Origin of the sequence: Sandaracinus amylolyticus, from assembly GCF_021631985.1 — a bacterium.
Taxonomy (GTDB): Bacteria; Myxococcota_A; Polyangia; order Polyangiales; family Sandaracinaceae; genus Sandaracinus; species Sandaracinus amylolyticus_A.
The window spans coordinates 7698888-7724345 of record NZ_CP070225.1 but is presented as its reverse complement, the minus strand read 5'-3'; the positions used below and the strand labels follow the sequence as shown (position 1 = coordinate 7724345).

Sequence of the window (25458 nt, the reverse complement as noted above, 5' to 3'; positions counted from 1 at the left end):
CGCGCGCACGGTTGCGTACGCAACCGTGACGGTTGCGTCTGCAACCATGTCTCGATCGGCCGGGGCGCCGTCCGGATCGGCCGCGTGTGAAGGACCGCACGGTGTGCGCCGAGCGCGCCTCGATGCGTTTGATAGCGTCGCCGAAGGATTGGGGTCGCTCGCGCGTCGGGAGCTCGCGCGGGCTGGGTCGTGCTTTCTCGCGTTCGAGGTGTCCATGCAGTCTCGTGCGACTTCCTTCTGCGTCGCGGCGCTCGCGATGGCGTTCGGCTTCTCGGGGTGCACCGAGGGCGGCACACGCCCGCCGGGCGGAGGCGGAGACGGCGGCCCTCGCGACGCCGCGGTGACGAACAGCCCGCTGCGCATCGAGCCCGCGGATCATCGGGTCGCGATCACCAGCGGCGCGTCGGCGAACGTCGACTACCGTGCGTTCCTCCGGGAGACCGACGGCACCGAGCGCGAGGTCACGAGCGAGGTCACGTGGCTCGCGACGGTGCCCACGCTCGGCAGCTTCTCGGGCGCGCGATTCACGTCGATGCGCGACCGCGGCGGGCGCACCGACATCCGCGCGACGATGGGCTCGATCGAGGCGCTCACGTCGCTGACGATCTCGCTCGAGCGCATCGTGATCACCGAGGGCACGCCCGCCGACGCGCCCACGCGCTTCGGCGGCACCGCCGATCCCTCGCGCGCGCCCGAGCTCGTCTATCCCGACGACGCGACGATGGTTCCGTCGAACCTCGGCGAGCTCGAGTTCCACTACCGCACCGCGGGCTCGACGCTCTTCGAGCTGCACGTGCAGGCGGGCGTGCTCGATCTGCGCGTCTACTTCGGGTGCCCGGAGAGCGTCGGTGATGGATGCATCTACACGCCCGATCGCGACGTGTGGGAGTCGATCGCGACCGCGGCCGCAGGGCAGGGCCCGATCACCTATCGCCTGCGCGGCGTGGACGACGCGGGTCGGCTCGGCGAGACCGCGGAGCGCACGATCACCGTCTCCGAAGAGCCGATCACCGGCGGCATCTACTACTGGAACGCGGGCGCGGGGCGCGTCGATCGTTTCGAGTTCGGCGTGCGCGGCGCGCAGGCGGAGCCCTTCATCGATCGCCAGCGCACCGAGGCGACGTTCTGCGTGGGCTGCCACACCGTGTCGCGCGACGGTCAGCGCATCGCGGTGGGCACCGACATGCCGACCACGACGCTCCAGGTGTTCGACGTCGCGACCCGCAATCGCATCTTCTCGCGCGGCGCGGGCGGCGGCCTGGGCGTGATGCCGTCGCAGCCCAACTTCGCGTCGTTCTCCCCCGATCACCTCCAGATCGCCACGAGCGCGATCGCGGGCCTCGGCATCCTCGACGGCACCACCGGCGACGTGATCGCGGAGGAGCTCGGCGGCGGCGCAGCATCGATGCCCGACTGGTCGCCCGACGGGAACCACATCGCGTTCGTGCGCTATCCCGCGCCGCCGTCGATCCCGGGGTTCGCGCTGGTCGACGTGAACGGCGTGACCAGCGGCGAGATCGTGCGGCTCGATCGCAGCGGCAGCGGCTGGACGGTGGGACCGACGCTCGTCGCGGGCGGCGGGAACAACTACTACCCTGCCTATTCGCCCGACGGCGAGTGGATCGTCTTCAATCGCTCGGAGTCGAACAGCAACTCTGCGGGCATGGGAGACGCGATGAATCCCTCGCCGACGCTCGACGCGACGTTGTGGATCGTGCCCAGCAGCGGCACCGGCACGGCGATGCGTCTGTCGCGCTTGGCCGGTCTCGCGGACTCGTGGGCGAAGTGGGATCCGATCCGCTATCGCGATCGTGGTCGGCCGCTCTTCTGGCTCACGTGGACGAGCCGCCGCGCGTTCGGGCTGCGTCTCGAGGAGAACGCGCGCTCGCAGCTGTGGATGGCGGCGTTCGATCCCGAGGCCCAGGCGGAAGGGCGCGACGGCTCGTATCCCGCGTTCCGACTGCCCTTCCAGGACCTCGAGAGTGCCAATCACATCGGTCAATGGGTCACGACCGTCGAGCGATTGACGTGTGACGACGACACCGACTGTGGTGGTGAGTTCTGCGTCGACGGGCGCTGTTATTCGGTCCCCCCGCTGATCTGAGGGGGAGAATCTCTTAGGAGAGCAGGAGGACCAGGAACACCACGGAGCTGGGTCCGTGGTGCCGCGTGACTCCGCGTGCAGTGCTCGACCGAAGAATTTTCGTTCGAGGAAATCGGCGCGCGGTGAGTCGGCAGGAAGACGCCGTGACGTGGTCTTCCTATCCCTCCTGCTCTCCTCAGAGGCTCCGACTTCTCAGAACGCGAGCGCGAGACCGGCGCGGATCGTGATCTGACCGAAGTCGAGCGCGAGCTCGCGCTCGCCGATGACCGGGAACGACAAGCGGTGCCACGCGAAGTGGTGCACGTAGCCGCCCTCGACGATCACGCCGAAGCTGTGGGTGAAGAAGAACTGCGCGCCGACGAGTCCGCCGGCGTGCGCGCCGACGCCGATGTCGAGATCACCGCCGAGCGCGCCGACCGCGTCCGACCACTCTTCGTTCGGGAAGTTGAGCGTCAGGCCGAAGACCCCGCCGAGCGTGAACGCGCCGTGGGCGCCCCCGCGGCTCGAGCTCGCCCACGGAATGCGGAAGCGGGGCACCACCGAGAGCTCACCGAGCACGTTCGGTCCGATCTCCTGATCCGCCGCGTCGTCGTTGTTCCACACCAGCGCCGAGATCTCGCCGCCGATCGAGAAGAGCTCGACCACCGGCAGCTCGAAGCCGAGCGCGCCGCCGCCCGAGACCTGCATGCCGTCGGTGGCCTCGTCGCCGTCTTCGACCTGGACGTGGAGGTCGCCGATGAACGCGACCTGGCCCAGCGCGTAGATGCGCGGCGCCATCGTGTCGTACTCCTCGTACTGCGCCGCGGCGCGCTCTGGCATCGCGGCGAAAATCATCGCGAACAGCGCGGCCGACTTCGAGATCCGGGATCCGTCCATCTGCGTTCCTCCGTCCGTAAGATTTGCTCAAGATGAGCCCATTACGCTCGTCTGCCCATGAACGTCACCACCCGCGCGCTCTTCGTGCTCCTCGCCGCAGCATGCTCGACCGAGAGTCATGAGGCCGATGCTGCTCCATCCGTCGACGCGACGACGACCGCATGCGGCACGGGGCTCTATCCATCGAACGCGACGACCGAGGGCTCGCTGATGCACGACGGCATCACGCGCGCCTTCCGCGTGCACGTGCCCGCTGCGCACGACGGCACGGCACCGCTCCCGCTCGTGCTGGTGCTGCATGGCGGCGGGGGCAGCGGGCGCCAGATCGAGAACGGCTCGGGCATGAGCGCGATCGCCGATCGCGAGGGCTTCATCGCGGTGTATCCCGACGGCACCGGTCGCATCCGCACCTGGAACGGCGGCGGCTGCTGCGGCAGCGCGGTGAGCGAGAGCGTCGACGACGTGGGCTTCTTCGCGGCGCTGCTCGATCACCTCGAGGGCTCGCTCTGCGTGGACCCGGCGCGCGTCTACGCGACGGGCATGTCGAACGGCGGGATCATGTCGCATCGCCTCGCGTGCGAGCTCGCGGATCGCCTCGCCGCGATCGCGCCGGTCGCCGGCACCGACATGACGACCGCGTGCACGCCCTCGCGACCGGTCGCGGTGATGCAGGTGCACGGCAGCGCCGACGGGCACGTGCCGTGGGACGGCGGCATGGGCTGCGGGCCCGCGGGCGTGCCCTTCACCTCGGTGCCCGAGACGATCGCGCGCTGGCAGTCGCGCGACGGATGCGGCGCGTCGCTCACTCGCTTCTTCGAGGAGGGCGACGGCCACTGCGAGCGCAGCGCCGACTGCACCGGCGCCGAGGTCGCGCTGTGTACCATCGAAGGCGGCGGCCACAGCTGGCCCGGCGGCGCGCCGGCCCCCGACGTCGTCGAGTGCCCGGGCGACGGCGCGCAGAGCACGACGTTCCATGCGAGCGAGGCGATCTGGCGCTTCTTCGCCGATCACCCCATGCGTTAGCGCGCACGCGTACCGCAACGTCATCCAACGCGCGCGGGGTCTCGCTTCGCAAGATCTCCGGACGCGCGTCGATCGGGTCGAGCGCACGCCCTCTCGGGCGACTCGGTCAGGCGAATGACGCGCGCGAAGGAGATCTCGAAATGTCGGAATCGCGTCCTCCCGTGCCTCCCTTCACCCGGGCGAGCGCCATCCAGAAGATCCGCGCTGCGGAAGACGGGTGGAACAGCTGTGACCCCGAGCGCGTGTCGCGCGCCTACACGGTCGACAGCCACTGGCGCAATCGTGCGGAGTTCATCGAGGGTCGAGAGGCGATCGTCGCGTTCTTGACGCGCAAGTGGACGAGGGAGCTGGAGTACCGCCTGATCAAGGAGCTCTGGGCCCACGACGAGACCCGGATCGCCGTACGCTTCGCCTACGAGTACCGCGACGACTCGGGCAACTGGTTCCGGGCGCACGGGAACGAGAACTGGGAGTTCGACGAGCACGGCCTGATGCGCAAGCGCTACGCGTGCATCAACGAGCAGCCGATCCAGGAAGGCGAGCGGAAGTTCTTCTGGGATCGCTCTGGCCCGCGCCCCGCCGAGCACCCCGGCCTCTCGGAGCTCGGGCTCTAGACGCGGATGCGACTGGAGATCGCCCTCCAGTCCGCATCGCCGCGGCCGCCTCACTCGAAGATCGCGCGGGGCTCGGCGCAGCCCCAGCTCTCGACGACGAGGCGCAGATCCGACGCGCCCGAGAGCGAGAGGTTGCCGATCTGCTGGCGGATCTCCCAGGTGCGCCCGTTCGTCATCTCGAGCAGCGCGCCCGCGTCGATCGTCTGCTGCACGTCGAGGATCTGATCGTCCGAGACCGCGCCCAGCGAGCTGCCGATGATCGTGCCGAGCACCGCGACCGCGCCGAACACGTAGCCGTACTCGCCCGCGTGCTCGCTCGCCTCGGCCGCGCGATCCGCGATCGCATCGAGGATGCCCTGCGCGCTCTCGGTGTCCGAGGTGAGGAAGCACGCGTACGTGATCGTGAGGTTCGAGATCGAGCGATAGAGATCGCCCTGGCCCCAGAGCGTGCCCTCGCCCGGACGCAGGTTGAGCGTCGTGACGTTGCGATTGCCCGCGACCGGGCGCGGGGTCGTGAGCAGGAGCTCGGAGTGCGCGCCGTCCTCCGCGCTGATCACGCAGAAGAGGTTGCGCTGCACGTCGAAGAAGCCGCGCTCGATCACGATCTCGCGGATGCGGATGCGCAGCTGGGGATCGGCGCAGGTGGTCTCGTTGGGCGCGACGCCGAGCTCTTCGCCGCACGCGTAGTTGGTGCGCGCGGTGCCCTCGAGCGTGTTGTCGCAGACCGCGAGTGGCTCGGTCGAGGTCGGCACCGCGAGCGCGCCGGTGCACGTCGGCGCCATGTCGCAGGTGGGGCACTCGTTGCAGTCGAGCGGGCACGTCTCGCAGGTCTCGGCGGGGCGATCGCAGAAGAGATCGCCGCACCGCACCGTGCGCGCGGCGTCGACCTCCTCGGTCGTGCCCGCGTCGACCTCGTCGTTCGCGCCGCCGTCGCTCCGCGATCCGTCTCGCGACGAGCCGCCATTCGAAGCTGCGCACCCTGGAAGCGCCACTGCGAGGAGGAGCGCGACCGACCCGATCGTTGCACTGACAAGCTTCACGCGCGCAAGTATCTTCGACGCGGTGCGTCGGATCCAGATGGGTGCGACGATTCTCGCGAAGAGTTAACCCGCCGATTAACGTCGTCTCCGTGCGGGAAGCCTCGTCGAGCGACGACGGGCACGGTCTCGATGCGTGCGTCACACGACCGGCACGTCCGCCTCGTGGCACCCTCGCGCGCATGCGGACCGGATCGATCGCCGCGCTGGTCGTCGCGTCGCTGGTGCTGAGCGCGAGCCCGACGCGCGCCGACGTGGTGTGGACCGAGCGCTGTCCATGGGGCGCGCGCGAGCGCACGTCGCACTCGGGGCCGCGCTGTCAGCCGTGGTCGTGCGAGAGCGACGCGCAGTGCGAGCAGGGCCTGGTGTGCCGGCCCTGGCGGGTGTGCACGCAGACCTACGAAGTGCCGCCCGGCGGGCGCGGTGCGTTCCGCGATCCGCCGCCGCCGCCGTCGCGCGAGGAGCAGGTCGTGGGGTCGTGCGATCCGTCGCAGTCGTGCACCGGAGACGAGCTGCCGCGCCCGCCGACCGCGGGGCGTGCGATCGACGAGGTGCACTGCCGCGTGATGCACGCGTGCGTGAGGCCGCCGCTGCCGTCGTTGCCGAGCGACGTGTCGACGATCGATCCGACGCCCGCCGCGGTGCCGCCTCCTCCGCCCGCGACGAGCCCGCCGCCGCCTCCGCCGACTGCGCCTGCGACCGCGCCGAGCGCGCCGCCGGCGCGGGGATGCGCGTGCCGGGTGCAGGATCGATCGGAGGCCGGGCCCGCGGTGCTCGCGATGCTGATCGCGGTGATCGTGGTGCGGCGGAGGTCGCGATGAAGCGCCTCGTCGGGATCGCGCTCGCCGGCGCCGCGATGGTCGCGCCCGCGAGCGCGCAGGACGCGCCGCTGCCCGAGGGCTTCACGCGCGTGATGATCCGTCCCGCGCCGCTCTTCCAGACCACCGCGCTCGTGTGCAGCGCGGAGCGCGCGTACGTGCGCGACTGGCAGGGGCACGTGATGCAGTGGGACGGCGCGACGTGGAGCGCGCTGCCCGATCCTCCGAGCGAGGCGCGAGGCCAGGCGATCTGGGTCGGGGCCGACGGCGCGGTGGTGATCGACGCGAACGAGTCGCTCGCGCGGTGGGACGGCCGCGCGTGGGAGACGATCGCGGTGGACCCGTGGTTCCGCGGGCAGCGCGGCGGGCTCGACCTCGACGCGATCGGTGGGCGCAGCGTGCCCTGGGTGCTGGGGCGCGGCGCGATCGGCGTGCCGGTCGAGGGCACGGTGCGTCCCTTCGACGTGGCGGGCGCGTGGTACCCGCTCTCCGACGTCGTGGTCCTCGCGAGCGATCGTGTGCTCGTCGCGAGCGCGGCGGGCGTGCTGCGCTGGGACGGGCGCGCGTGGAGCACCGAGGCGACGCAGCTCGAGGGCGAGGTCTTCGATCTGCTCGCGAGCGCGCCGAATGACGTGTGGGCCCTCGGGGTCGCGGGCGCCGCGCACTTCGACGGCGCGACCTGGACCCGCGCCGCCGAAGGGCTCGATCCGTCGATGCTCCCGCGGCGGGTGCGGGGGCGCACCGCGCATCTCGGCGGCGCATCGCCGGATCACGTCTACGTGTCGACGATCGATCGTGTGCTGCGCTGGTCGGGCGAGCGCTGGGTCCCGGTGCTCGACGACTCGCATCGCAGCGGGTTCGGTCACGGGTACGGCAGCATCTGCGCGACGTCGCGCCACGTGCTGATCGAAGAGGGCGGTCACGTGCTCGTGCGCGCGCGGTGACGATCTCGCGCGGGCGATGCACGATGCGCGTCATGGGGATGCCACGCGCTCTCGTGATGCTCGCCGTCTCCCTCGCCGGGTGTGCCTCGAGCGCGCCGCGCCCCGAGGTGCCGACGCGCCCCGAGCGGCTCGTCATGGTGGTCGGCGAGAAGTCCGACGCGATCGGGATCGAGCAGGCGCGCGATCCGTCGCGCACGGTGGTCGAGGTCGCGTTCCACGATGGTGCGCGGGCGTGGGTCGAGGAGTGGCGGGTGCGCGATCTCGACCTGCCGGCGGGCGCGCGCGTGGTGGTGCGGCGCGAGGGCGCGCTCGCGGTGACGACGCTCGTCGAGCGCGTCGATCGCATGGCGTGGATCGCGGGCGGGGAGACGCCGACGCTGGTGTCGATCGGGGATCTGATCGCGGTGCTGCGGCGCAGCGACGTGGTCGATGCGCCGGCCGAGGACGACGACGACACCGACGAGGTCGCGACCGAGCCGCCGCCGCCGATCGATCCCGCGCGGGTGGTCGCCTACGACGGGCCCGAGGTGTGGCTCGTCGCGCGCCTCGCCGCGTGCAGCGCGAGCGACGCCACGCTGATCACCGCCGATCGCGCCGAGCCCCTCGTCGTCTCGTTCGATCGCATCGCGCCGCTCGTGATCGATGCCGGCGATCGGGTGTGGGCGCCGTGGCAGGGCACGTCGTACCGCGCGATCGTGATCGAGACGCGCGGCGAGGTGGTTCACCTGCGCTGGGAGGACGGCAGCGACGCGTGGATGCCCGCGAGCGACGTGCGCCGCGTGCTTCGCGAGGCATCGCCCTCGAGCGGACGCGCGCGTCGTCCCGCGGTGTGCAGCGCGCGCGCCGCGCCGGTCCTGGTGCACGTCGGGCGCACCCGCGTCGCGGGGGTGATCGAGTCGTGCGACGAGACGCACGCGACGCTCGCGTTGCCCGAGGGAGCGCACGAGCGCCGCGCGCGCACCGAGCTGACGACGCTCGCGCTCGCGCCGGGCGACACGATCGACGCGACGTGGCGGGGATCGGGCGACTACGTCGCGACGGTCGTCGCGCTCGAGGGCGGCTCGCTGCAGGTGCGCTGGGAGGACGGCAGCGAGGAGACGATCCCGCTCGCGACCGTGATCTCCGCGCTCGAGCCCGCGGGCGAGACGCGTCCGCGCGGCGCGCTCGTGTGCCCGTGAGCGCGCAGGAGGCCGAAGAAATTCCGCAGCTGGCGTCGCGTACCCGCATGCTCCACGTCGGCGGCTCGTTCGGGCGCGACGTGGACGTGGGCGGCGGCGCGCTGCCCGCGTACGACGCCGCGAGCGGTGACGCGCGGAGAAGGCGAGCCGGCGCACCCGAGGGCGCGCACGCGGCGGGGAGTTGCTCGACTCGCCGGGCTCGCTCCGATGCCTCAGCAGGATGCGTTCCCGCGATGCCGGCGCGGGCTCGCATGGCGGTCGGTCGTCGCGGCTCGCCACGAACGTGTGCGCGGCGCCGCGATGATCGGGCCGGCCTGATGCCGGTCGGGGACGCGAGCCGCGCGCGACCCCGCGGAGGCGCGCCGCGATCGTGACGACGCAGAGGCGACGCCTCTGCCCGAGGGCGCGACAGCCCGGCGCGATCGAGGCGACGATGCGCGTGGGCGTGGCGCCGCGCACCGAGGATGTCGCGGAACGTCACGCTCGTTCGTCTCCGGTGCCGCAAGAACCGGCGAAAATCCGCGTGGCGCGACGCCTGCTATGCGGTCTCGCCGACATGGAACGACGTCCAGACCTCCGTGCTGCCCGGCCGACTGCTGCGCCCGAAGGCGACTCGCTGATCCATCGCCTGCTCGCGCCCTCGAGCGCGCCGCCGTCGCGTACCACCCAGACCCGCCTGAAGCCTGCGACGCGCGCCAAGAGCGACGCGCTCCCGCGCTTCCCGTTCTCGATCCGCCGCGCGCGGTGAGGGTTTGAGCAAGGGTTGCGCGGGCGTGCGTCGATGCCCGCCGGCGATCTTGCGAATTCCCTCGTGAACTCTGCGTTTCCGGCCCGGTCACGCAGCTTGCAGCACCGGCCCCGCCTCGAAGGAGCGATCGAGATGCGGGACGAGCTGGACGCGATCGACTGGGCCGCGCTGGAGCATGCGTACGGACGCGCCGACGACGTCCCGAAGCTGCTCCTCGACCTCCGCAGCGACGATCCAGCCACCCGCGACCGCGCCCGCTACTGGCTCGGCGGCACGATCGTCCACCAGGGCACGCTCTACTCCGCGACCGCGCCGGCCGTGCCCTTCGTCGCGCGGCTGGCGCGCGATCGCTCGACCCCCGATCGCGCGTGGATCGTCACCTATCTCCCGCGCCTCGCGGTGAGCGATCCCGACTCCTGGATCGCGACCGGCTTCGACGTGACCTCGCCGCGATGGGCGAGCTACTTCGACGGCGACGAGGGCGCGATCTTCCGCGCGGCCTACGACGCGGTGGAGCGCGAGGTGCCGGCGCTGCTCGCGCTGCTCGACGACGACGATCCCGCGGTGCGCGCCGCGGTGCCCTATGCGATCGCGTGGTTCGCGCCGCGCGCGCGGGCGGTGCGCGAGATGTGCCTCGCCGCGCTCACCCGCGAGCAGGACGCGGCGGTGCGCGCCAGCGTGCTCGAGTGCGCCGCGCTCCAGGATCGGTATGTCGGCGAGCGCGCGTGCCTGCCCCACCTCGATGCCGCGATCGCGTCGAGCGACGATCGGCTCGCGCTGATCGCGGCGCACGCACGGCTCGCTCACTACGACGACGGCGCGAGCGCGATCGCGGCGATCGAGCGCGTCGCCGCGATCGTCGCGCGTGGCCTCGACATGCGCCCGTGGCAGGGCCTGCCGTGGCGCAGCGGGGACCTCGGCGTGCTCGCGATCGACGCGCTCGACGCCGCGAAGGGCGGGCGCGATCGCCGAGTGGAAGAGGCGCTCTTCGCGATCGTCGAGCGACCGAAGGACGAGCTCTCGGACGAGACCGCGACGTCGCTCGCGCGTCGCGCGCTGCGGCCGCTCTACTGGATGGTCACCGATCACGCGCCGCCGGAGGGCGGATGGACCACGAGCACGATCCCGCCGCGCCTGCGCCGCTTCGCGACCGCGATCGTGAGGCGTCCGTTCCTCGCCGAGCCCGCGCTCTTCGATGCGCTGCCGGGTGACGGGCTCCCCGGCGAGCTCGACGCGCTGCGCGAGCGGCTCGGCATCCCGCGCTCGAGCGGAGCGCTCGACGTGGAGGTGACGGTCGGCGGCGTCGTGACGCCGGCGCGCGCGCTCGCGAAGGTGCTGACGGGCGGCGGTGGCGCGACCACGTTGCTCGGCGGGTTCGGCGCGATGAAGGTCTCGATGACGCCCGGGCCCGGCGCGGCGTCGTCGGCCGAGGACGCTCGGGCGCGCGATGCGGCGATCGACGCGCTCGCCGCGCTGGGGGCGCGCGCCATCCCGATCGCGTTCGCGCTCGCCGCCGAGGAGGGCGTTCCCTTCGCGCCGCTGCGCGCGCTCGTCGATCGCGCGGTGCCCCACGATCCCGCGGGCGCGCTCGAAGAGGCGAGAGTGCTCGCGGAGCGTCACGCCGAGCTCGGCCCGCCGCGACGCACGACCCGACAGGGCACGCAGATCGGGTTCCCCGCGCTCGTGGTGGTGCTCGCGACCGCGCGCCACGCCGCGACGATCCTCGCGCAGGAGCCGCCCCTCGAGCTCGACGTGATCGCGCGCGCCGCGATCCCCAGCGACGCGTTCTGGCCCGAGCTGATCGCGTACCTCGACGTCGTGCCCGCCGAGCGGCGGCAGCGCTTCCTGCTCGCGCACGCGGAGCGCGGATGGCGCCTCGGCTGGCGCGGCTACGACTTTCCCCACGCGCCGCGCGATCTGCTGCTCGCGCGCGCGCTGGGGTGGCTCGAGCCCGCGCAGCTCGCGGCGTACGTCGCGTCGATCGCGCCGCTCGACGTGATGCCGCACCTGCGCGGTCCGCGGGCGGCCTCGCTGCTCGCGGCGGTCGTCCCGCGCATCGCGGCGTCGATCGACGAGCAGAGCAGGTGGCGGAAGGACGATCTCGACGCGGAGATCGATCGTCACGCCGAGGGGCTCGCGGCGCTCGGGCACGCGATCGCGCCGGTGCTCTCGCGCGCGATCGGCGATCGATCACTGCCGCGGCGCGACGTGTTCGAGCGCGCGCTCGTGCTGCTTCCCTCGCGCTCGCAGGTCGCGTGCGCGCTGCGCGACGCAGCGGTCTCGTCGCTCGACGAGCGCGGGCTGATGCCGCTCGGCGAGGCGCGGGCGCTGCTCGAGGGCGCCAGCGTCTACGAGCGCGGCGACGGCGAGATGATCGACGGCAAGTCGGTGCTGCGCAGCGATCGGCTCTGGGCCGCGCTGCTCTCGCTGGAGAGCGCCGAGGAATTCGTGCGCACCGCGAAGCGCATCGAGTTCCGGTTCCACGTGCGCGGCCGCGGCAACACCGCGCTGGTCGAGCGCTACGGCGACGGCATCCTGCCCTGGCTCGAGAGCCGCCTCGAGGGTGGGGTGATGCGCGACGTGCCGTGGTGCGTGGTGCCGTGTCTGCTCGCGATCGCACGGCCCCGCGCCCTCGAGATCGCGCTGCGTGCCGAGGTGGTCGATCAGCGGCTCTCGGAGCGAGAAGGGCGCGCGCCGCGTCCGGCTCCGTTCGCGCTCGCGCGGGCGTGGATCGCGGCGCAGCGCGAGGGCTACGCGACGCTCGCGTTCCTCGCGGCCTCGGGCAACCGCCGCGCCGAGGCGCTGCTGCGCGAGGAGTGGTCGCGCATCGGACCGGCGGTGCGCGAGGCGGTCGAGTCCGCGCTCGGCGCGACCGATGCGCTCGCGCTGGTGCGCCGGCTCGGGCTGCCCGACACGCGCCTGCCCGCGCCGGTCGAGGCGGTGCTCGCCGAGGTCGCGCCCGAGCCGATCGCGCGCGGCCCGGTGTTCAGCATCGCGACGCTCGACGAGGCGGCGGCGCGCTTCGATCTGCCGCTCTGGGACAACGCGAACTACACGACCGGTGCGATGCGCGTGACCGGCTACGCCTCGCCCGAAGGCGACGCGCTGGTGATCGAGAGCATCGTGTGCTGGCCCGGTGCGGGCGAGTGGGTCGCGCGATCGACCAGCGCGTTCGGCGCGGGCGCGCGCGGCGCGCGGCTGGTGAGCCACGTGCTCGTGCCGACGGCGGACCTCTACCCGATCGAGCTCGATCGCGGGACCAGCGTCGACGGCGCGTCGAACATGCTGGTGCTCGGGGGCGAGCGCGACGAGTCGGGCGCGCCGGTCGAGGGCGCGCAGTGGGTGCGGCGCGTGGTCCCGATCCCGATGCCGCCCGAGCACTACGTGGTCGCGGTCGACGGCACCGACGTGCACGTCACGAATCGCCTGCCGCGAGGGTTCGCCACCGCGATCACCGATCCCGAGGAGCGCGCGGCGCTGACCCGGGTCACGCCGCACGAGGGCATCCTGCTGCAGCTCTGCGAGCACCATCGCCCGCTGCTCTTCGCGAGCGACGCGAAGCTGCGCGAGACCGCGGGGGTGCCGCGCGGCGCGCGGCGTCTCTTCGCGTTCGACGACGTGCGCTGGCCCGCGGCGGGAGAGCCCGCGAGCACCTCGCTCGACCTCGTCGCGATCTGCGAGGCGCTGCGCACGCGGCGCGCGATCCGCCGCCTCCCCGGGCCGCCGACCGGAGGCGCGGCGACGTGGATCGCGGCCGCCGCGGACCTCCGCGCGTTCGCGGGGAGCGACGCCTGGCCGGCCGGTGAGGACCCGATCGATCGCGCTCCGATCGAGCGCGGCCCCGGGGTCACGCCGCACGCGAGCCTGCTGCTCGAGCGCGGGTGGCCGCACGGCGTGCAGCTGCTGCACGACCCCGCGCACCACGCGCCGGGCGGACCGCGCGCGACCGCGGCCCACGTGATCGACGCCGCGGGCCCGGTGCTGCGCGTGCACTGGCCGCGGGGCGCGGCGACGATGCTGGTGCGCGCGGCGGGCGCGGTGGAAGATCGTTGGAGCTCCAACGATCTCGGGATCGTCCGTGCGCTGGAGGACGAGCGTCCGATCCATCCTGCGGAGGCGCGCGCGTGCATGCGCGGGTTCGTCGCGCGCAGCGAGCGCGTCGCGGTGCACGCAGCGGCGGAGGTCGTGCTGCTCGCGGAGGCGCTGGTCGGTCCGGCCGCGGTGATCGACGGCATCGTCGAGGGGCTCGCCGCGCTCGGCGAGTGGGAGCGCGATCGCCCGGCGCTCGCTGCCGCCGTGCGCGAGCTCGGCTTCGTGCTCCGCCGCATGCCGCGATCGGGCGCGGAGCACGACGTCGCGTGGGCGCGCGCGCGGCTCGCGTCGATCGGTCGGGTCGGTGGGCCGAACGACGTGGGGCGGGCCCTCGATCTCGTGCTGCACGGCGCGAGCGGCGCGGCGCGCAGCGCCCGCAGCCAGGCCGACTGGGCCCACGCGATCGACGACGTCGCGCGGGCGCGCGCCGCGATCCTCGATCCCGGCACGCCGCGCTCGGCGCCCGACGCGCAGCTCCTCGTGCTCGCGGGCGACGCGCTGATCGACCTGTGGATGGCCGAGCTCGACGCCGTCGGCGACGCGTCGTTCCTCGCGACCACGCTCGCGCTGTTCGGCGGTGCGCGTGCGACCGCCGCGCTCCGTGCCCTCGCGATCGCGCGGCCCGAGACCGAGGCCGTGGTCGCGCAGGCCCTCACCGAACGATCGTGAGCGGCCGTGCTGGTGCTCCGTGCGCCGCGCGTGCAGCATCGGCGGCGCATGTGGTCCTGGCTCCGCGGGAAGAGCGCGTCATCGATCGCCGAGCCGCCGCGCGACGTGATCGTCCCACGCATCTGCAACGCGCGCGTCGTCGACGAGCTGGTGGGCGTGCTGGAGCACGAGCGCGACGTGGTGATCTTCGAGCCGCTCGTGGGCGAGCTCGTCATCGGCTACGGGTTCGACCTTCCTGGCCGCTACCAAGGCGTCGCGCTGCGCGATCTCGAGCGGCTCCGCATCGCGAAGCCGGAGCTGCGCGACGTCGCGACGGAGAACCTCCTCCGCATGCTCGGCGGCGGCGTGTACTGCGTGCAGGCGGGACCGCTCTTCGAGGTGCGCGTCGGCCATCACCTGGAGGCGAGCACGCTCGTGGTCGACGAATTCTGGGATCACCTCCGCGACGAGCTCGAGGCGGACGTCGTCGTGGCGCTCATCGATCGCGATCACGTCCTCGCGTGCTCGGTCGAGAGCACGGACACGGTCGAGGCGCTCGCGGCGATCGTCGCCGATGAGATCGAGCAGCGCTCCGGCCCCGTCCTCTCGGAAGATCTGCTGCTCTGGACGGGCGATTGGGAGCTGCTCGACGACTCGGACGCGTGAGCACGTGAGCGCTCACGGCGCGCTGGCGCGGCAGCACCGGAACCCGACGCCTGGAGTCGCGTACGCGTCGCCCGCGACCACGAAGTCGAACTGGCACGTGGTGCCGCCGCTGGGCTCGTGCTCGAGTCACCGCGCAGCGGGTTCACGCCGTCGGCGCGACGTTCGGTCCACTCCGCGACGTGGCCGCTGAGATCGTAGACCCGCGCGCCAGCCGCATCGCGCGGTGCGCGAGGCGTGATCTCGCGCCTCGACTCCGCGCCGCGCCGGAGCTCGGCAAGTCCGGTCACCGTGCACCCCGCATCGTCGTCGCGCGCCGGGGAAACACCGAGGAGAACGCCGTGTCCGGGTATGCTCGCGCGATGGCGCGCGCCTCGGCTCTCCTCGGTCTGCTGCTCGCTCTCTCGGCGTGTGACGACGGCGCGCCGAGCGATCCGATCGACGCCGCGACGCCGATGCCCGATGCGCCGATCGCGCGTGCGTGGTCGTTCGAGACGATCGAGACGCGCACCATCACCGCGGCCGAGGTGACGCGCGAGGTCGAGCTCGTGCGCGCGACGCGGCCCGACGGCGCAGCGAGCTACCTGCTCTACGTGCCCGCTGCGATGCCCGGTGCGCCGCTCGTCGTGATGACCGAGCCCTACGCCGGGATCCGCTGGACCGGTGAGGACGTCGACGCGCGCTGGGCCGCGCTCGGCGAGGGTCTGCATCCCGATGTCGACGCGCCCGGCTACGACGGCGACGACGTCACCGCGTACCAGGAGCAGACCGTCCAGCAGGCGGTCGACGGATCGATCGCGTGGCTCGCGAACGGCTTCGCGGTCGTGCACGCGTACGCGCGCTTCTACGCGGGCGGCTCGCTCGAGGACGACGTGCTCGACTCGGCCGCGCCCTACCACTTCGCGCTCGCGCGCGCCGGCGACGGTGACTTCGACGTCGCGCGCATCGGCGCGTTCGGCGGATCGTGGGGTGGGATGATGGCGCTCTACGGCGCGTCGCGCGCGCCCGAGGGCGCGGCGCCGATCGCGGTGGTCGCGCTCGCGCCGCCGAGCGACTTCGCCGATCTCTGGGCGTACACCGACACGCTGCCGAGCGTGTTCCCGCAGCCCGACGCGGCGCGCGCGTTCTTCTCGCCCTATCGCCGCCGCATCGCCGCCGCGACCGAGGGCGCGCCGAACGAGGGCGACTTCACGCCCTATCGCGCCGCCGCGCTGTGCGCCGGGCTGCGCGGCCGCGCGCTGGCGCCGCACGACGAGTGGGACGTGCTCGTGCCGTTCGCGCAGACCGAGACGCTCGAGGCCACGTGTGGTGATCGCATCGAGCCGCTCGTGTGGCACCGGCAGGGCGCGACGATCGATTACGCGAGCGTGGGCCTCGATCACGGCCCGCTGACGCGTGAGCCCGGGTTCGCGAGCTGGTCGACGTTCTCGATCACGTGGCTCGCGACCGAGCTCGCGGGCGAGAGCGCGCCGCTGGTGTTGACGATCGGCGCGAGCGCAGGGCTCCAGGCGTTCCTCGGCACGCTGCGCGACGAGCAGCTCGCGGGCGGTGATCCCGTCGAGGCGCTACCGCGGTTGCGCGAGCTCGCCGCGCCGCGGGTGCAGGCGTTCGACCTCGATCGCGGAGCGTTCGTCCCGGGCGCAGAGCTCCTCGCAGGCGCGGTGAACGCGGTCTACGGGACGACCCACGACGCGACCTCGCTGCGGGCCGCGCTGGAGGACGGACTGCCGACCCCGTGATCGCTCGCCTGGCCCCCGGCGCGTCCGCGCCTACGCTGTCGGGCGCGTGCTGCTCGATGCGCGCGCGGAGGACGGCGATGAAGCGACTGCGGTGGGTGGCGTGTGTGATCGCGATCGGTGCGCTCGTGGGCGCGTGCGGCAGCGGCACGAGCCAGTCGCCGAGCGAGCGCGGCGCGTCGACGACGACGTCGTCGCACACCACCGAGCCGCTGGTGGCCCCCGATGACGAGCCCGTCGCGGTCGCGCCCGATCCCGAGCCGGTCGCGACTCCCGAGCCCGAGCCGACGCCCGAGCCCACGCCGGTGCAGACGACCACGCCGCCGCCCTCGCGTGATCGCCTCGCGTTCTTCGTCAGCGGCCACAGCCTCACCGACGACCCGCTCGCCGATCGCATCGTCGACATCGCGCGCGGCCTCGGCGTGAGCGCGCAGTACAACGAGCAGATCGGCATCGGCTCGCCGATCCGCCTGCGCACCCGCGGCATGGACGATCGCCCCGGGCTCTGGGCGGGCTATCGCACCGGCAAGAACCGCGGCGGCAGCGAGGGGCTCGACGTCATCGCGGAGCTGCGCGCGCCGCGCACGATCGACGGGCGCTACGACGCGCTGATCATCACCGAGCGCCACGACCTCGTGGACGTGGTGATGTGGGAGAACACGGTGCGTCACCTGCGCCACTTCCACGATCGACTGACCGCGGGGAACCCCCAGGCGACGACCTATTTCTACGAGTCGTGGCTCGGGGTGCACGACCTCTCCGATCCGCGCGACTGGATCGCGTACGAGCGCGCCGCGCAGCCGATCTGGGATTGCGTCGCGGATCGCGTCGAGCTCTCGCTGCGCGACGAGCGACGCCCTTCGCACGTGCGCTCGATCCCGACCAACGCCGCGCTCGCGCTGCTCGTCGAGCGTGCGGTCGCGGGGCGCGTCGAGGGCCTGCGCGGCGCGAACGCGCGCGCGGTCACCCAGCGTATCTTCCACGACGACGTGCACATGACCCCGGTGGGCGTGTACTTCGTCGCGCTCGTCACGTCGGCGGTGGTGCTCGAGCGCTCGCCGGTCGGCGCGCCGGCGCATCCGGGCATCGAGCCCGCGCTCGCCGCGTCGCTGCAGCAGGTCGCCTGGGAGGCGGCTCGCGCCCACGCCGCGCGCACGCCGCGCTCGCCCGCGCAGTGTCGCGCGCTGATGCGCGACTCGTTCTGCGCGCAGTACGGCGCGTACACGCGCCGCACCGACGGCGTCGAGAACTGCCGCCGCACCTTCGCCGACGGCAACGTGGAAGGTCCGTTCCACCACGATCCCGCCACCGACGCATCGCGCTGGTTCGCGGCGCCCTGAGGCGGGCTTCATCGTCCACGACCACGTGGTCGTGGTCGGCGACGGCGACGTGAACGGCGTTCGGCCGCAGCAAGATCCTCCTGGTGCCGGCCCGGGGCGCGCGATAGCTCGAACGGATGGCATCCATCCGACGAGAGATCTCGATCGACGCGCCCGCCGACCGCGTGTGGAGCGCGTACCGTGACGTGGGCGCGGTGCACACGAAGCTCGCCAAGGGCTTCGTCACCGATTGCCGGCTCGAGGACGGCGCGCGCGTGGTCACGTTCGCGAACGGCTTCGTGGCGCGCGAGCTTCTCGTCGACGTCGACGACGCGCACCGCCGCCTCGCGTACTCGGCGCGCGCCGATCGCATCGTGCACCACCACGCCTCGTTCGAAGTGATCGCCGAGGGCGAGGCCCGCACCCGCGTGATCTGGGTCGCCGACGTCCTGCCGAACGAGATGGCCGCCCCGATCGCCGCGATGATGGATCAGGGCAGCGCCGCGATGAAGCGCACGCTCGAGAGCGCGTGACGCCTCATCGCGGCGCCGTGCGCTCACCTCGTGCAGACGGCCTCGACGTTGTGGCCGTCGGGGTCGAGCAGGAACGCCGCGTAGTAGTTCGGCGCGTAGTCGGCGCGCACGCCGGGCGCGCCGTGATCGCGCGCGCCCGACTCGAGCCCGCCTGCGTGGAAGCGATCGACTGCGCGGCGATCGTTCGCGCGCAGCGCGAGGTGCGACGCCGTCTTCACCGCTTCGTCGCTCGCGTAGAGCCAGAGCGCGGGCGCGTCCTTCGGCCCGAAGCCCGCGCTGCTCGCATCGCGTGCGCAGAGCACGTATCCGAGCGGCGCGAGCGCCGCTTCGTAGAAGCGCACGCTGCGATCCAGATCCTTCACCTTGAGTCCGACGTGATCGATCACGAGAGCCCTCCGTCGTTCGAGAGAGGGCTCGTGTGTCAGATCGCGGTGCGCGCCTCTTGGGAGATCTTGCGGCGCCCGCGCGCGACGTCGCGATAGTCGCGCGGCGTGAGCCCGGCGGCGCGCCGGAACGTGCGCACGAAGTTGCTGAGATCGCCGAAGCCCACGTCGAACGCGATCTCCGCGATCGCACGATCGCTCTCCGAGAGCGCGAGCGCGGCGCGACGGATGCGCGCGCGCACGAGGTACTGGTGCGGCGTGATCCCCACCACGCTCGAGAACACGCGCAGGAAGTGGAACGGGCTCAGATCGACCTCGCGCGCCGTGCGCTCGAGATCGATCGGCTCGTGCGAGCACGCGTCGAGGAAGAGCGCCGCGTCGATCGCGCGCCGTCGATCGCGCGCGCCTGCCCGGGTCGGCTCGGCCGCACGACCGAGCGCCAGCGCGAAGAACCGATGCGCGAGCGCGAGCCCGATCTCGTCGAGCCCGACGTCGCTCGCGCCCGACGCCGCCGCCTGCGCGAGCTCGCCGAGCACGACGATCTCGGGCAGGGGCGGCAGCGCCGCGACGCGCGCGAAGGGATCGCCGATCGACGCGGCGAGCTCGGGCGAGAGCTGGAACGAGAGGCACTCGTCCCCGCACGCGTGCTCGTGGCTGCACACGTACTCGTCGCCCGGTCGCCCGACGAGCACCGATCCCGCGACCAGCTCGTGGCGCACCCCGCGCGTGCGATATCCGAACGTGCCCTTCCGGACGTACGCGAGCGTGTGCACGCGATGCTGCTCGGGGAACGGCACGCTGCCGAGCCCGACGGTGCATCGGTAGTCGATCACCGAGAGCATCGCGCACTCGATCAGCTTCCGCGCCGCCATCGCGCGATCCTAGCTGCTCCTGCGGGTGCGTCGCGTCTTGGCGAAAGTTGCGATCGTCAGCGCGTCTTCTTGCGGCGCACGAGGCGCAGCCGTCCCTCCTCGCCCGCGCACCAGAAGCTCCCGTCGCGCGTCCCTTCGATGCCGGCGATCCGCGGCACCGGCACACGCAGCGTCTCCTCCACCGTGCCGTCCTCGCCGAGCCGCCGCAGCTCGCACGGCTCTCCGTCCTTCACCGCGCCGTGCCACAGCGCTCCGTCGATCACCGACACGCCGGTCACGAAGCGATCGGACGTCAGCGTGCGCACCACCTCGCCGGTCTTCGCGTCCACCTTGTGGATGCGCGCGCCGCGGCCCTGTCCGATCCACAGGTGCCCGTCGGCCCACGCCATGCCGGTGTCCTCGCCCTTGCCCGGCGCGGGCATGGTGCGCAGCACCCGACCATCACGCGGATCGACCACGACGATCGTGCCCTTCGCGAGCTGGTACAGGTGCTCTCCGTCGAACGCGGTGCCCGCGTCGGCCGAGGCCACCGCGTGACGACGCACCACCTCGTCGCGCTCGGGATCGAACCCGACCAGCTCGCCGTCGCGCGCGAACCACACGAGCCCGCCGCCGATCGTCAGGCCGTGCAGGCGCCCTTCGTCGAGCGGCACCACCTCGCGCACCACCTCTGCTTCGCTCTGCATCATCTCGTCACCTCCTGATGAGAGCGATCTACGACGCGGGCAGCAGACCGAGGAGTAACATCCGCGACGCGATGGGCGTCCCGGGCCGCGTGTAGCGAACGCGCGCGCCGCGCCCGCTGCGCACCGCGCGCCCGCTCTCGACGAGCGACGCGAGCGCGCGCTGCACGGTGCGGATCGAGAGCCCCGTGTGCGTCGCGAGCTCGCGCGCCGACCACGACGCGCCGTCGCCGAGCACCAGCGCGATGCGCGCGCCCTCGTCGTCGTCGCCCGGCGGCGAGAGCACCACGACCTCGCGCTGCGACGAGAGCACGTAACCCTCCTTCGTCGCGATCGGCTCGGCCGCGAGCCCGTGCATCGCCTTGCGCAGCCTTCCGATCTCGACGCGCAGCCGCGCGCGATGCGACGGGTTCACGCGCCGCACCTCGAACGCGCTCGATGCGAGCTCGTCGCGCGCGATCGGATCGGGCCACGCGCGCGCCAGCGCGGCGAGGAGCGCGAAGAGCACCGGCCGTCGTCCGAGCCGCACGATCAATCGCGCGCCGATCACCACGCGACGGCACGCGTCGACGAGCAGCACCTCGCCGCCCGAGAGCGCCTCGATCGCGAAGAGGTCGGCGTCCGACCCGACCCCGCCGCGCACCACGCGCGCGACCGGCGCCGAGAGCTCGCGCTCGAGCGACACCAGCGCACGCGAGAGCAGCTCGTGCGGCGCGATCTCGAGCGCGCTGCGGGCGTGCTCCAGCGCATCGCGCGACTCCGACGCTGCGAGCGCGCGCATCGCGATCTCCGCCCGCGCGAGCCACGCGACGGCGCGCAGATCCGCGGGCTGCTCTCGCGAGAGCACGTCCTCGACGACGCCGCGCGCTTCGTTCAGTCGACCGCGCAGCACCTCGGCGCGCGCGAGCACGAGCCGCTGCATCGCCGCGTTGCGCCGATCGCCGAGCTGCTCGAGCGCGCTCGCGCACGCGATCGCTTCGTCCGCGGCCCGCTTCGGATCGCCGGCGGCGAGCGCGACCTCGACCATCGCCGCGCGAGCCCGCGCGAGGGTGTGGGGATCGGGCGCGCGCTCCGTCGCTCGCGCCAGCGCTTCACGCGCGAGCGCGAGATCGCCGAGCTGCGCATACGCGATGCCGCGCAGCGTGAGCCCGAGCGCGCTCTCGTCGCGCCCCGCGACCCCGAGGGCACGCAGCGCATCGCCGCGGGCGAGCGCGCGTGCACCCTCGAGCAGCGCGTCCGAGACCTCGCTCATCGCGGCGAGCATCCGCTCGCGGGGATTGTTTGTCACTCGCAAGGGCCACCTGGTCTGCGATCGACTACGCTCCCCGACATGCCCACCGCACGTCGCACGGCTCTCCTGGTCGCGATCACCGCGCTCGCGCTCGCTCAATTCGCGTGCTCCGAGCGCACCGGCGATCCCTTCGTCCCAGGCACGCTCACCGACGGCGGCGGTGGCACCGACGGCGGCGGCACGGTCCCGCCGCCGCGCCCCGACGGCAGCACCTCGTCGTCGTGCGTCGCGCAGGCGCGGTGGATCTACCTGGTCGACAGCAACAACGCGCTGCTGCGCTACGAGCCCGACAGCGGCGCGCTCACGTCGATCGGCACGCTCGCGTGCCCCTCGACCGGCACGCCGTTCTCGATGGCGGTCGATCGCAACGCGACGGCGTACGTGCTCCACAACGATCACCGCATCTACCGCGTCAGCACCACCGACGCGTCGTGCACCGCGACGACGTTCGCGCCCGATCAGATGGGCTTCGAGCTCTTCGGCATGGGCTTCGTCGCCGACGCGTCGGGCAGCACCAACGAGACGCTGTTCATCTCGGGCGGCCCCGAGGAGGGCATCGGCAGCGGCCGCTCGGTGCTCGGCCGCATCGACGTCGGCTCGTGGACCGTCTCGCGCATCGGCAACGTCGACGGGTCGCCCGAGCTCACCGGCACCGGCACTGCAGAGCTCTGGGGCTTCTTCCCCGACGGCGACCCGATGGCGGTGCGCCAGCTCGACAAGACCACCGCCTCGACCATCACCGAGATCGACGTCTCGACGATCGACCCCTCGATCATCCCGACGCCGGCGGCGTGGGCGTTCGCGTTCTGGGGTGGCCGTTATTACATCTTCTATCAGGGCGCATTCGACGACTCGACTGGCATCTATCGAGTCACGCCGGGCAGCACGAACGTCGAGACGGTGCGCACCGACATCGGCTATCGCATCGTCGGCGCCGGTGTCTCGACCTGCGCTCCCACCGATCTGATCTGAGTTTGCGGGAGGGGTCTTGGAAGACCCCTCCCCCCGACCGGCAAAGCCGGATCGGGGCCCCCTCCCCGAACGCTGCGCGCGGGCCCCAGCCCGCTTGCGCGTGCTCGATGCGCAAAGAGCGTCCGATCCTGTGCGGATCGGACGCTCTTTTTCATTCCGTCACCAATCGGCTCGCCCGCCGGTCCCTCCCGTCCGCGCGCTTCGCGTGCTCCCGTGCGGGACCTGCGGGACGAGCACTCCGGTGGTCACTTCGCGGGCGGCGCGCGATAGGGGAACATCTGATTCCCCTGATCGACCCAGCCCGACGGGGCCTCGCGGCACAAGAAGCAGGTCCACACGTCGCTGTAGATCGTATTGCGACGCAGGGTGACGCTCGGCGACTCGTCGAGGTGGATCTCGATGAGGCTCGGCATGCGGTGATAGAACGTGTTGTTCTCGAACCACTGCTTGCCGATCGAGTCGTCCGCCATCGTCCCGAGCATGATGCCGGAGTTGATCAGCACGTTGCCCGACGCCCAGTTCAGGTCGGCGCGCCCGTGCGTGCGATAGTTGTGCTTCGCACCATTCTCGAGCCGATTGTCGACCGTCGCGCTGCGCACCACGTGCACCAGACGCACCGTCGCTTCGGGGCCCTCCGAGCTGAACTCGTTGCCCGCGAGGATCACGTCCTCGCTCTCGAAATCACCGGAGTCGCCGAACCACACCGAATATCGCCCGGCGGTCCCGTGGCTGTTGGTGATCGCGATGCGCTTGCCCGCGCGCATGAGGAACGCAGTGTCCTCGGCGTTCGCCTCGACCGCGTCGAGCAGCACGTCGGTGGTCATCAGCTCTTCGCTGTACTTCAGCTCACCGTCGTAGACCGCGGGCAGCTCCATCTCGACGTGATCGACGTCGCCGCCGCGCACCGCGATGCGCTCGAGGCCCTTGCCGATCTGCACCGAGCCCGCGCTCGCGTTCGGCGCGAACTCGATCTCGACGTCCGACGCGGTGACCTTCAGGTCACCTTCGAGCGCGCCGGTGACGTGCACCCGCGTGCCGGCCGTCGCGGCTCCCGCGTTCGCCTCCGCGATCGTGCGCGCGGTCACCTCGCGCTCGATCTCGGGCGGCGCGGGCCACTCGATCTCCAGCTCGCTCGGCGGGGTGCCGAGGTCGTAAGGGGCGTCGTCGGGATCCTCGTAGGTCAGCGCGCTCGCGCTCGCCGTGCTCCCCAGCACGGCGAGCGAGAGAAGAAGAGATCCCGCCCGGTGGGCTCGTTCACGAGAAAACATCGGGCGCCGATTTAGAGCATCTCTCGTGATACGCAAGTACGAATTCCGCGAAGAAATCGGGCCTACATCGCGGCACCCGGCGCGATCAGACCAGGTGGAGTGCTCGGCCGCCGAGGGCCCGCACGGGAGCGTGCGGAGCACGCGGACGGAAGGATTCGCGGTGGCCGAGCCGATTTGTACAGTCGATCAACGGAGGCCCATCGTGCGCAGCACGAGCTCGAAGTTCGCGCGCCGATCGGCCGCTCCGTCGAGCGGTCCGGTGCCGCACGGCGGGTTGTGGCAGCCGCGGTTCACGATGCCCGAGACGCCGTCGATGAACGCGCCGTCGGTCATCCCGCCGTCGACGAACGCGCGCAGCCGCTCCTTGTAGACCCATCCGTCTCGCGAGTACGGCTCGACCGAGCTCATCCAATAGAACAGGCCCGCGATCCACTTCAGCTCGGGGTGCTCCGTGCTCGCGCAGATCGCCTCGGGGTCGCGACAGAAGTTCACGTCGGGATAGAGCGCGCCCGCGGGCCGCGGGAAGCGCGTGGGGTCGAGATGGCCCGCGCCGAGGTAGTGGTTGAGCATCCCGAAGTTGCAGCGACCGGTCGTCTGGATGACGCCGCGGCCCCACCAGCAACAGCCCTCCACCGAGCCGCCCGAGCCGTCCCACTCGTACCGCCCGGCGCGCTGACCCTCGTAGACCTCGCACTGCGGGCGCGTCCACGCGTCACCGCCCGGCGCGACGAAGCCCGGCTGCGACGCGGGGTACGGATAACAGTCGAACCCGTAGTTCCAGCGCCCGGTGCGTCCGTCGCTGCGCCCGCTGACCGACGCGATCGTCGCGTTCGGCGCGCAGAAGAGCGGGCCCGGCGCGCCGTACCACGACGCGTGCGTGACTGCCGTCATCCGCATCGACGGATCGCGCGGACAGGCCATCTCGCAGTCGTATCCCGGTCCCGCGTAGTCCTGTCCCAACTGACCACATGCGTTCGAGATCGCATATCCGTTGGTCATGTCCCAGTTGTTCTCGTCGCACGCGTCGTAGCGAATCGTCTCCTTCATGCTCTGCGCGAGGAACGCCGCGAGATTGACCAGCGCATAGCGAGTGCGCGCGGTCTCGGGATCGCCGGGCTCGCCGAGCCAGAGCCGCATGTCGCCGATGCCGCGCGTGTGCATCGTCGTCACCGCCTGCACGAAGTCGCGCCACTTGTAGATGCGCGACGGGCGCCAGCTGAGGTCGGGGTTCTGCGAGATCAGCACTTCGTTGTCGAAGCGCGTCGGATCGCCGAGCAGCACCGAGTCGATCCCCGGCACGCCGCTCACGCGCTCGACGCACGAACCGTCGATGCAGACCCTCCCGCTCCCGCACGCGGGCTCGCAGCTCGCGGGCGGGGCGCCTCCGTCGCTCGTGATCGGAGGGCCTCCGTCGCTCCCGGGCACGACGCCTCCGCCGTCGCCGCCGATCGGCCCGCCTCCACCGTCGATCTCGTCGATCGGAGTCGATCCGTCGCGTCGTGCGCTGCCTCCGTCTCCGCTCGGATCGTCGGGCGACACCGCAGAGCAGGCTTGGAGCGCGAGCAGCAGCGCCGGAACGATCATCACGAGTCGGGACACGCTCATCCGAGACCTCCGCGCATTCGAGTGCCGCGGCGTGCCGGAATCGGGTCACGG

General features: G+C 72.3%; 21 protein-coding genes. 13 read left to right on the top strand and 8 right to left on the bottom strand.

The genetic code is table 11. The features are described from left to right. Positions 1-214 precede the first annotated feature (214 nt). Positions 215-2104, top strand: coding sequence for a hypothetical protein (locus tag I5071_RS32630; protein ID WP_236517181.1), 1890 nt, complete (start codon positions 215-217; stop codon positions 2102-2104). Positions 2105-2296: 192 nt separating this feature from the next. Here I5071_RS32630 and I5071_RS32625 read toward each other — a convergent pair whose 3' ends face one another. Then, complete coding sequence (locus tag I5071_RS32625; protein ID WP_236517180.1) at positions 2297-2980, bottom strand: hypothetical protein; 684 nt, start codon at positions 2978-2980, stop codon at positions 2297-2299. Positions 2981-3037: 57 nt separating this feature from the next. Between I5071_RS32625 and I5071_RS32620 the strand changes: the two genes are divergently transcribed. After that, positions 3038-4003 (top strand): alpha/beta hydrolase family esterase, encoded by a 966-nt coding sequence (locus I5071_RS32620; RefSeq protein WP_236517179.1) that lies wholly within the window; start codon positions 3038-3040, stop codon positions 4001-4003. A 140-nt stretch (positions 4004-4143) separates the two neighbouring features. Then, positions 4144-4617 (top strand): DUF1348 family protein, encoded by a 474-nt coding sequence (locus I5071_RS32615; protein WP_236517178.1) that lies wholly within the window; start codon positions 4144-4146, stop codon positions 4615-4617. Positions 4618-4667: 50 nt separating this feature from the next. Here the strand turns inward: I5071_RS32615 and I5071_RS32610 are convergent, their stop codons facing one another. After that, a complete protein-coding gene (locus tag I5071_RS32610; protein ID WP_236517177.1) occupies positions 4668-5657 on the bottom strand; it encodes a hypothetical protein in 990 nt (329 codons plus the stop codon). A gap of 179 nt (positions 5658-5836) precedes the next feature. Between I5071_RS32610 and I5071_RS32605 the strand changes: the two genes are divergently transcribed. The 9 genes from I5071_RS32605 (at position 5837) to I5071_RS32565 (ending at position 18333) form a co-directional block, all read left to right on the top strand. Next, complete coding sequence (locus I5071_RS32605) at positions 5837-6475, top strand: hypothetical protein (protein ID WP_236517176.1); 639 nt, start codon at positions 5837-5839, stop codon at positions 6473-6475. After that, on the top strand, positions 6472-7416 hold the full coding sequence (locus I5071_RS32600) for a hypothetical protein (protein ID WP_236517175.1): 945 nt from the start codon (positions 6472-6474) through the stop codon (positions 7414-7416). The genes I5071_RS32605 and I5071_RS32600 overlap by 4 nt, the downstream gene beginning before the upstream one ends. 56 nt (positions 7417-7472) lie before the next feature. Further along, on the top strand, positions 7473-8594 hold the full coding sequence (locus I5071_RS32595) for a tudor domain-containing protein (RefSeq protein WP_236517174.1): 1122 nt from the start codon (positions 7473-7475) through the stop codon (positions 8592-8594). 433 nt (positions 8595-9027) lie between these two features. After that, entirely contained in the window at positions 9028-9342 is a 315-nt protein-coding gene (locus I5071_RS32590; protein WP_236517173.1) for a hypothetical protein, read from the top strand. A gap of 132 nt (positions 9343-9474) precedes the next feature. Continuing rightward, on the top strand, positions 9475-14103 hold the full coding sequence (locus tag I5071_RS32585) for a hypothetical protein (RefSeq protein ID WP_236517172.1): 4629 nt from the start codon (positions 9475-9477) through the stop codon (positions 14101-14103). Positions 14104-14151: 48 nt separating this feature from the next. Then, positions 14152-14748 carry a hypothetical protein gene (locus I5071_RS32580; RefSeq protein WP_236517171.1) on the top strand — a complete coding sequence of 199 codons (597 nt, stop codon included), beginning with the start codon at positions 14152-14154 and terminating at the stop codon, positions 14746-14748. Positions 14749-15107: 359 nt separating this feature from the next. Continuing rightward, entirely contained in the window at positions 15108-16484 is a 1377-nt protein-coding gene (locus tag I5071_RS32575) for an alpha/beta hydrolase family protein (protein WP_236517170.1), read from the top strand. A 77-nt stretch (positions 16485-16561) separates the two neighbouring features. After that, on the top strand, positions 16562-17821 hold the full coding sequence (locus tag I5071_RS32570) for a hypothetical protein (protein ID WP_236517169.1): 1260 nt from the start codon (positions 16562-16564) through the stop codon (positions 17819-17821). 116 nt (positions 17822-17937) lie between these two features. After that, on the top strand, positions 17938-18333 hold the full coding sequence (locus I5071_RS32565; protein WP_236517168.1) for an SRPBCC family protein: 396 nt from the start codon (positions 17938-17940) through the stop codon (positions 18331-18333). Positions 18334-18356: 23 nt separating this feature from the next. Here I5071_RS32565 and I5071_RS32560 read toward each other — a convergent pair whose 3' ends face one another. The 4 genes from I5071_RS32560 to I5071_RS32545 are packed head-to-tail and all read right to left on the bottom strand — an operon-like array spanning position 18357 to position 21523. Beyond that, positions 18357-18719, bottom strand: a complete 363-nt coding sequence (locus I5071_RS32560; protein ID WP_236517167.1) for a VOC family protein — start codon at positions 18717-18719, stop codon at positions 18357-18359. Between the two features lie 35 nt (positions 18720-18754). Then, on the bottom strand, positions 18755-19588 hold the full coding sequence (locus tag I5071_RS32555; protein ID WP_236517166.1) for a helix-turn-helix transcriptional regulator: 834 nt from the start codon (positions 19586-19588) through the stop codon (positions 18755-18757). Positions 19589-19644: 56 nt separating this feature from the next. Continuing rightward, entirely contained in the window at positions 19645-20277 is a 633-nt protein-coding gene (locus I5071_RS32550; RefSeq protein ID WP_236517165.1) for a glutamine cyclotransferase, read from the bottom strand. 25 nt (positions 20278-20302) lie between these two features. Beyond that, positions 20303-21523 carry a helix-turn-helix domain-containing protein gene (locus I5071_RS32545; protein ID WP_236517164.1) on the bottom strand — a complete coding sequence of 407 codons (1221 nt, stop codon included), beginning with the start codon at positions 21521-21523 and terminating at the stop codon, positions 20303-20305. Positions 21524-21601: 78 nt separating this feature from the next. Here I5071_RS32545 and I5071_RS32540 point away from each other — a divergent pair, with 78 nt between their 5' ends. After that, the gene (locus I5071_RS32540; protein WP_236517163.1) at positions 21602-22534 is read left to right on the top strand and encodes a hypothetical protein; all 933 of its coding nucleotides are present in this window, start codon (positions 21602-21604) and stop codon (positions 22532-22534) included. A gap of 245 nt (positions 22535-22779) precedes the next feature. Here the strand turns inward: I5071_RS32540 and I5071_RS32535 are convergent, their stop codons facing one another. Both I5071_RS32535 and I5071_RS32530 read right to left on the bottom strand, forming a co-directional pair. After that, entirely contained in the window at positions 22780-23748 is a 969-nt protein-coding gene (locus I5071_RS32535; protein ID WP_236517162.1) for a hypothetical protein, read from the bottom strand. Between the two features lie 240 nt (positions 23749-23988). Next, positions 23989-25407 (bottom strand): hypothetical protein, encoded by a 1419-nt coding sequence (locus tag I5071_RS32530; protein ID WP_236517161.1) that lies wholly within the window; start codon positions 25405-25407, stop codon positions 23989-23991. Between the last annotated feature and the right edge of the window lie 51 nt (positions 25408-25458).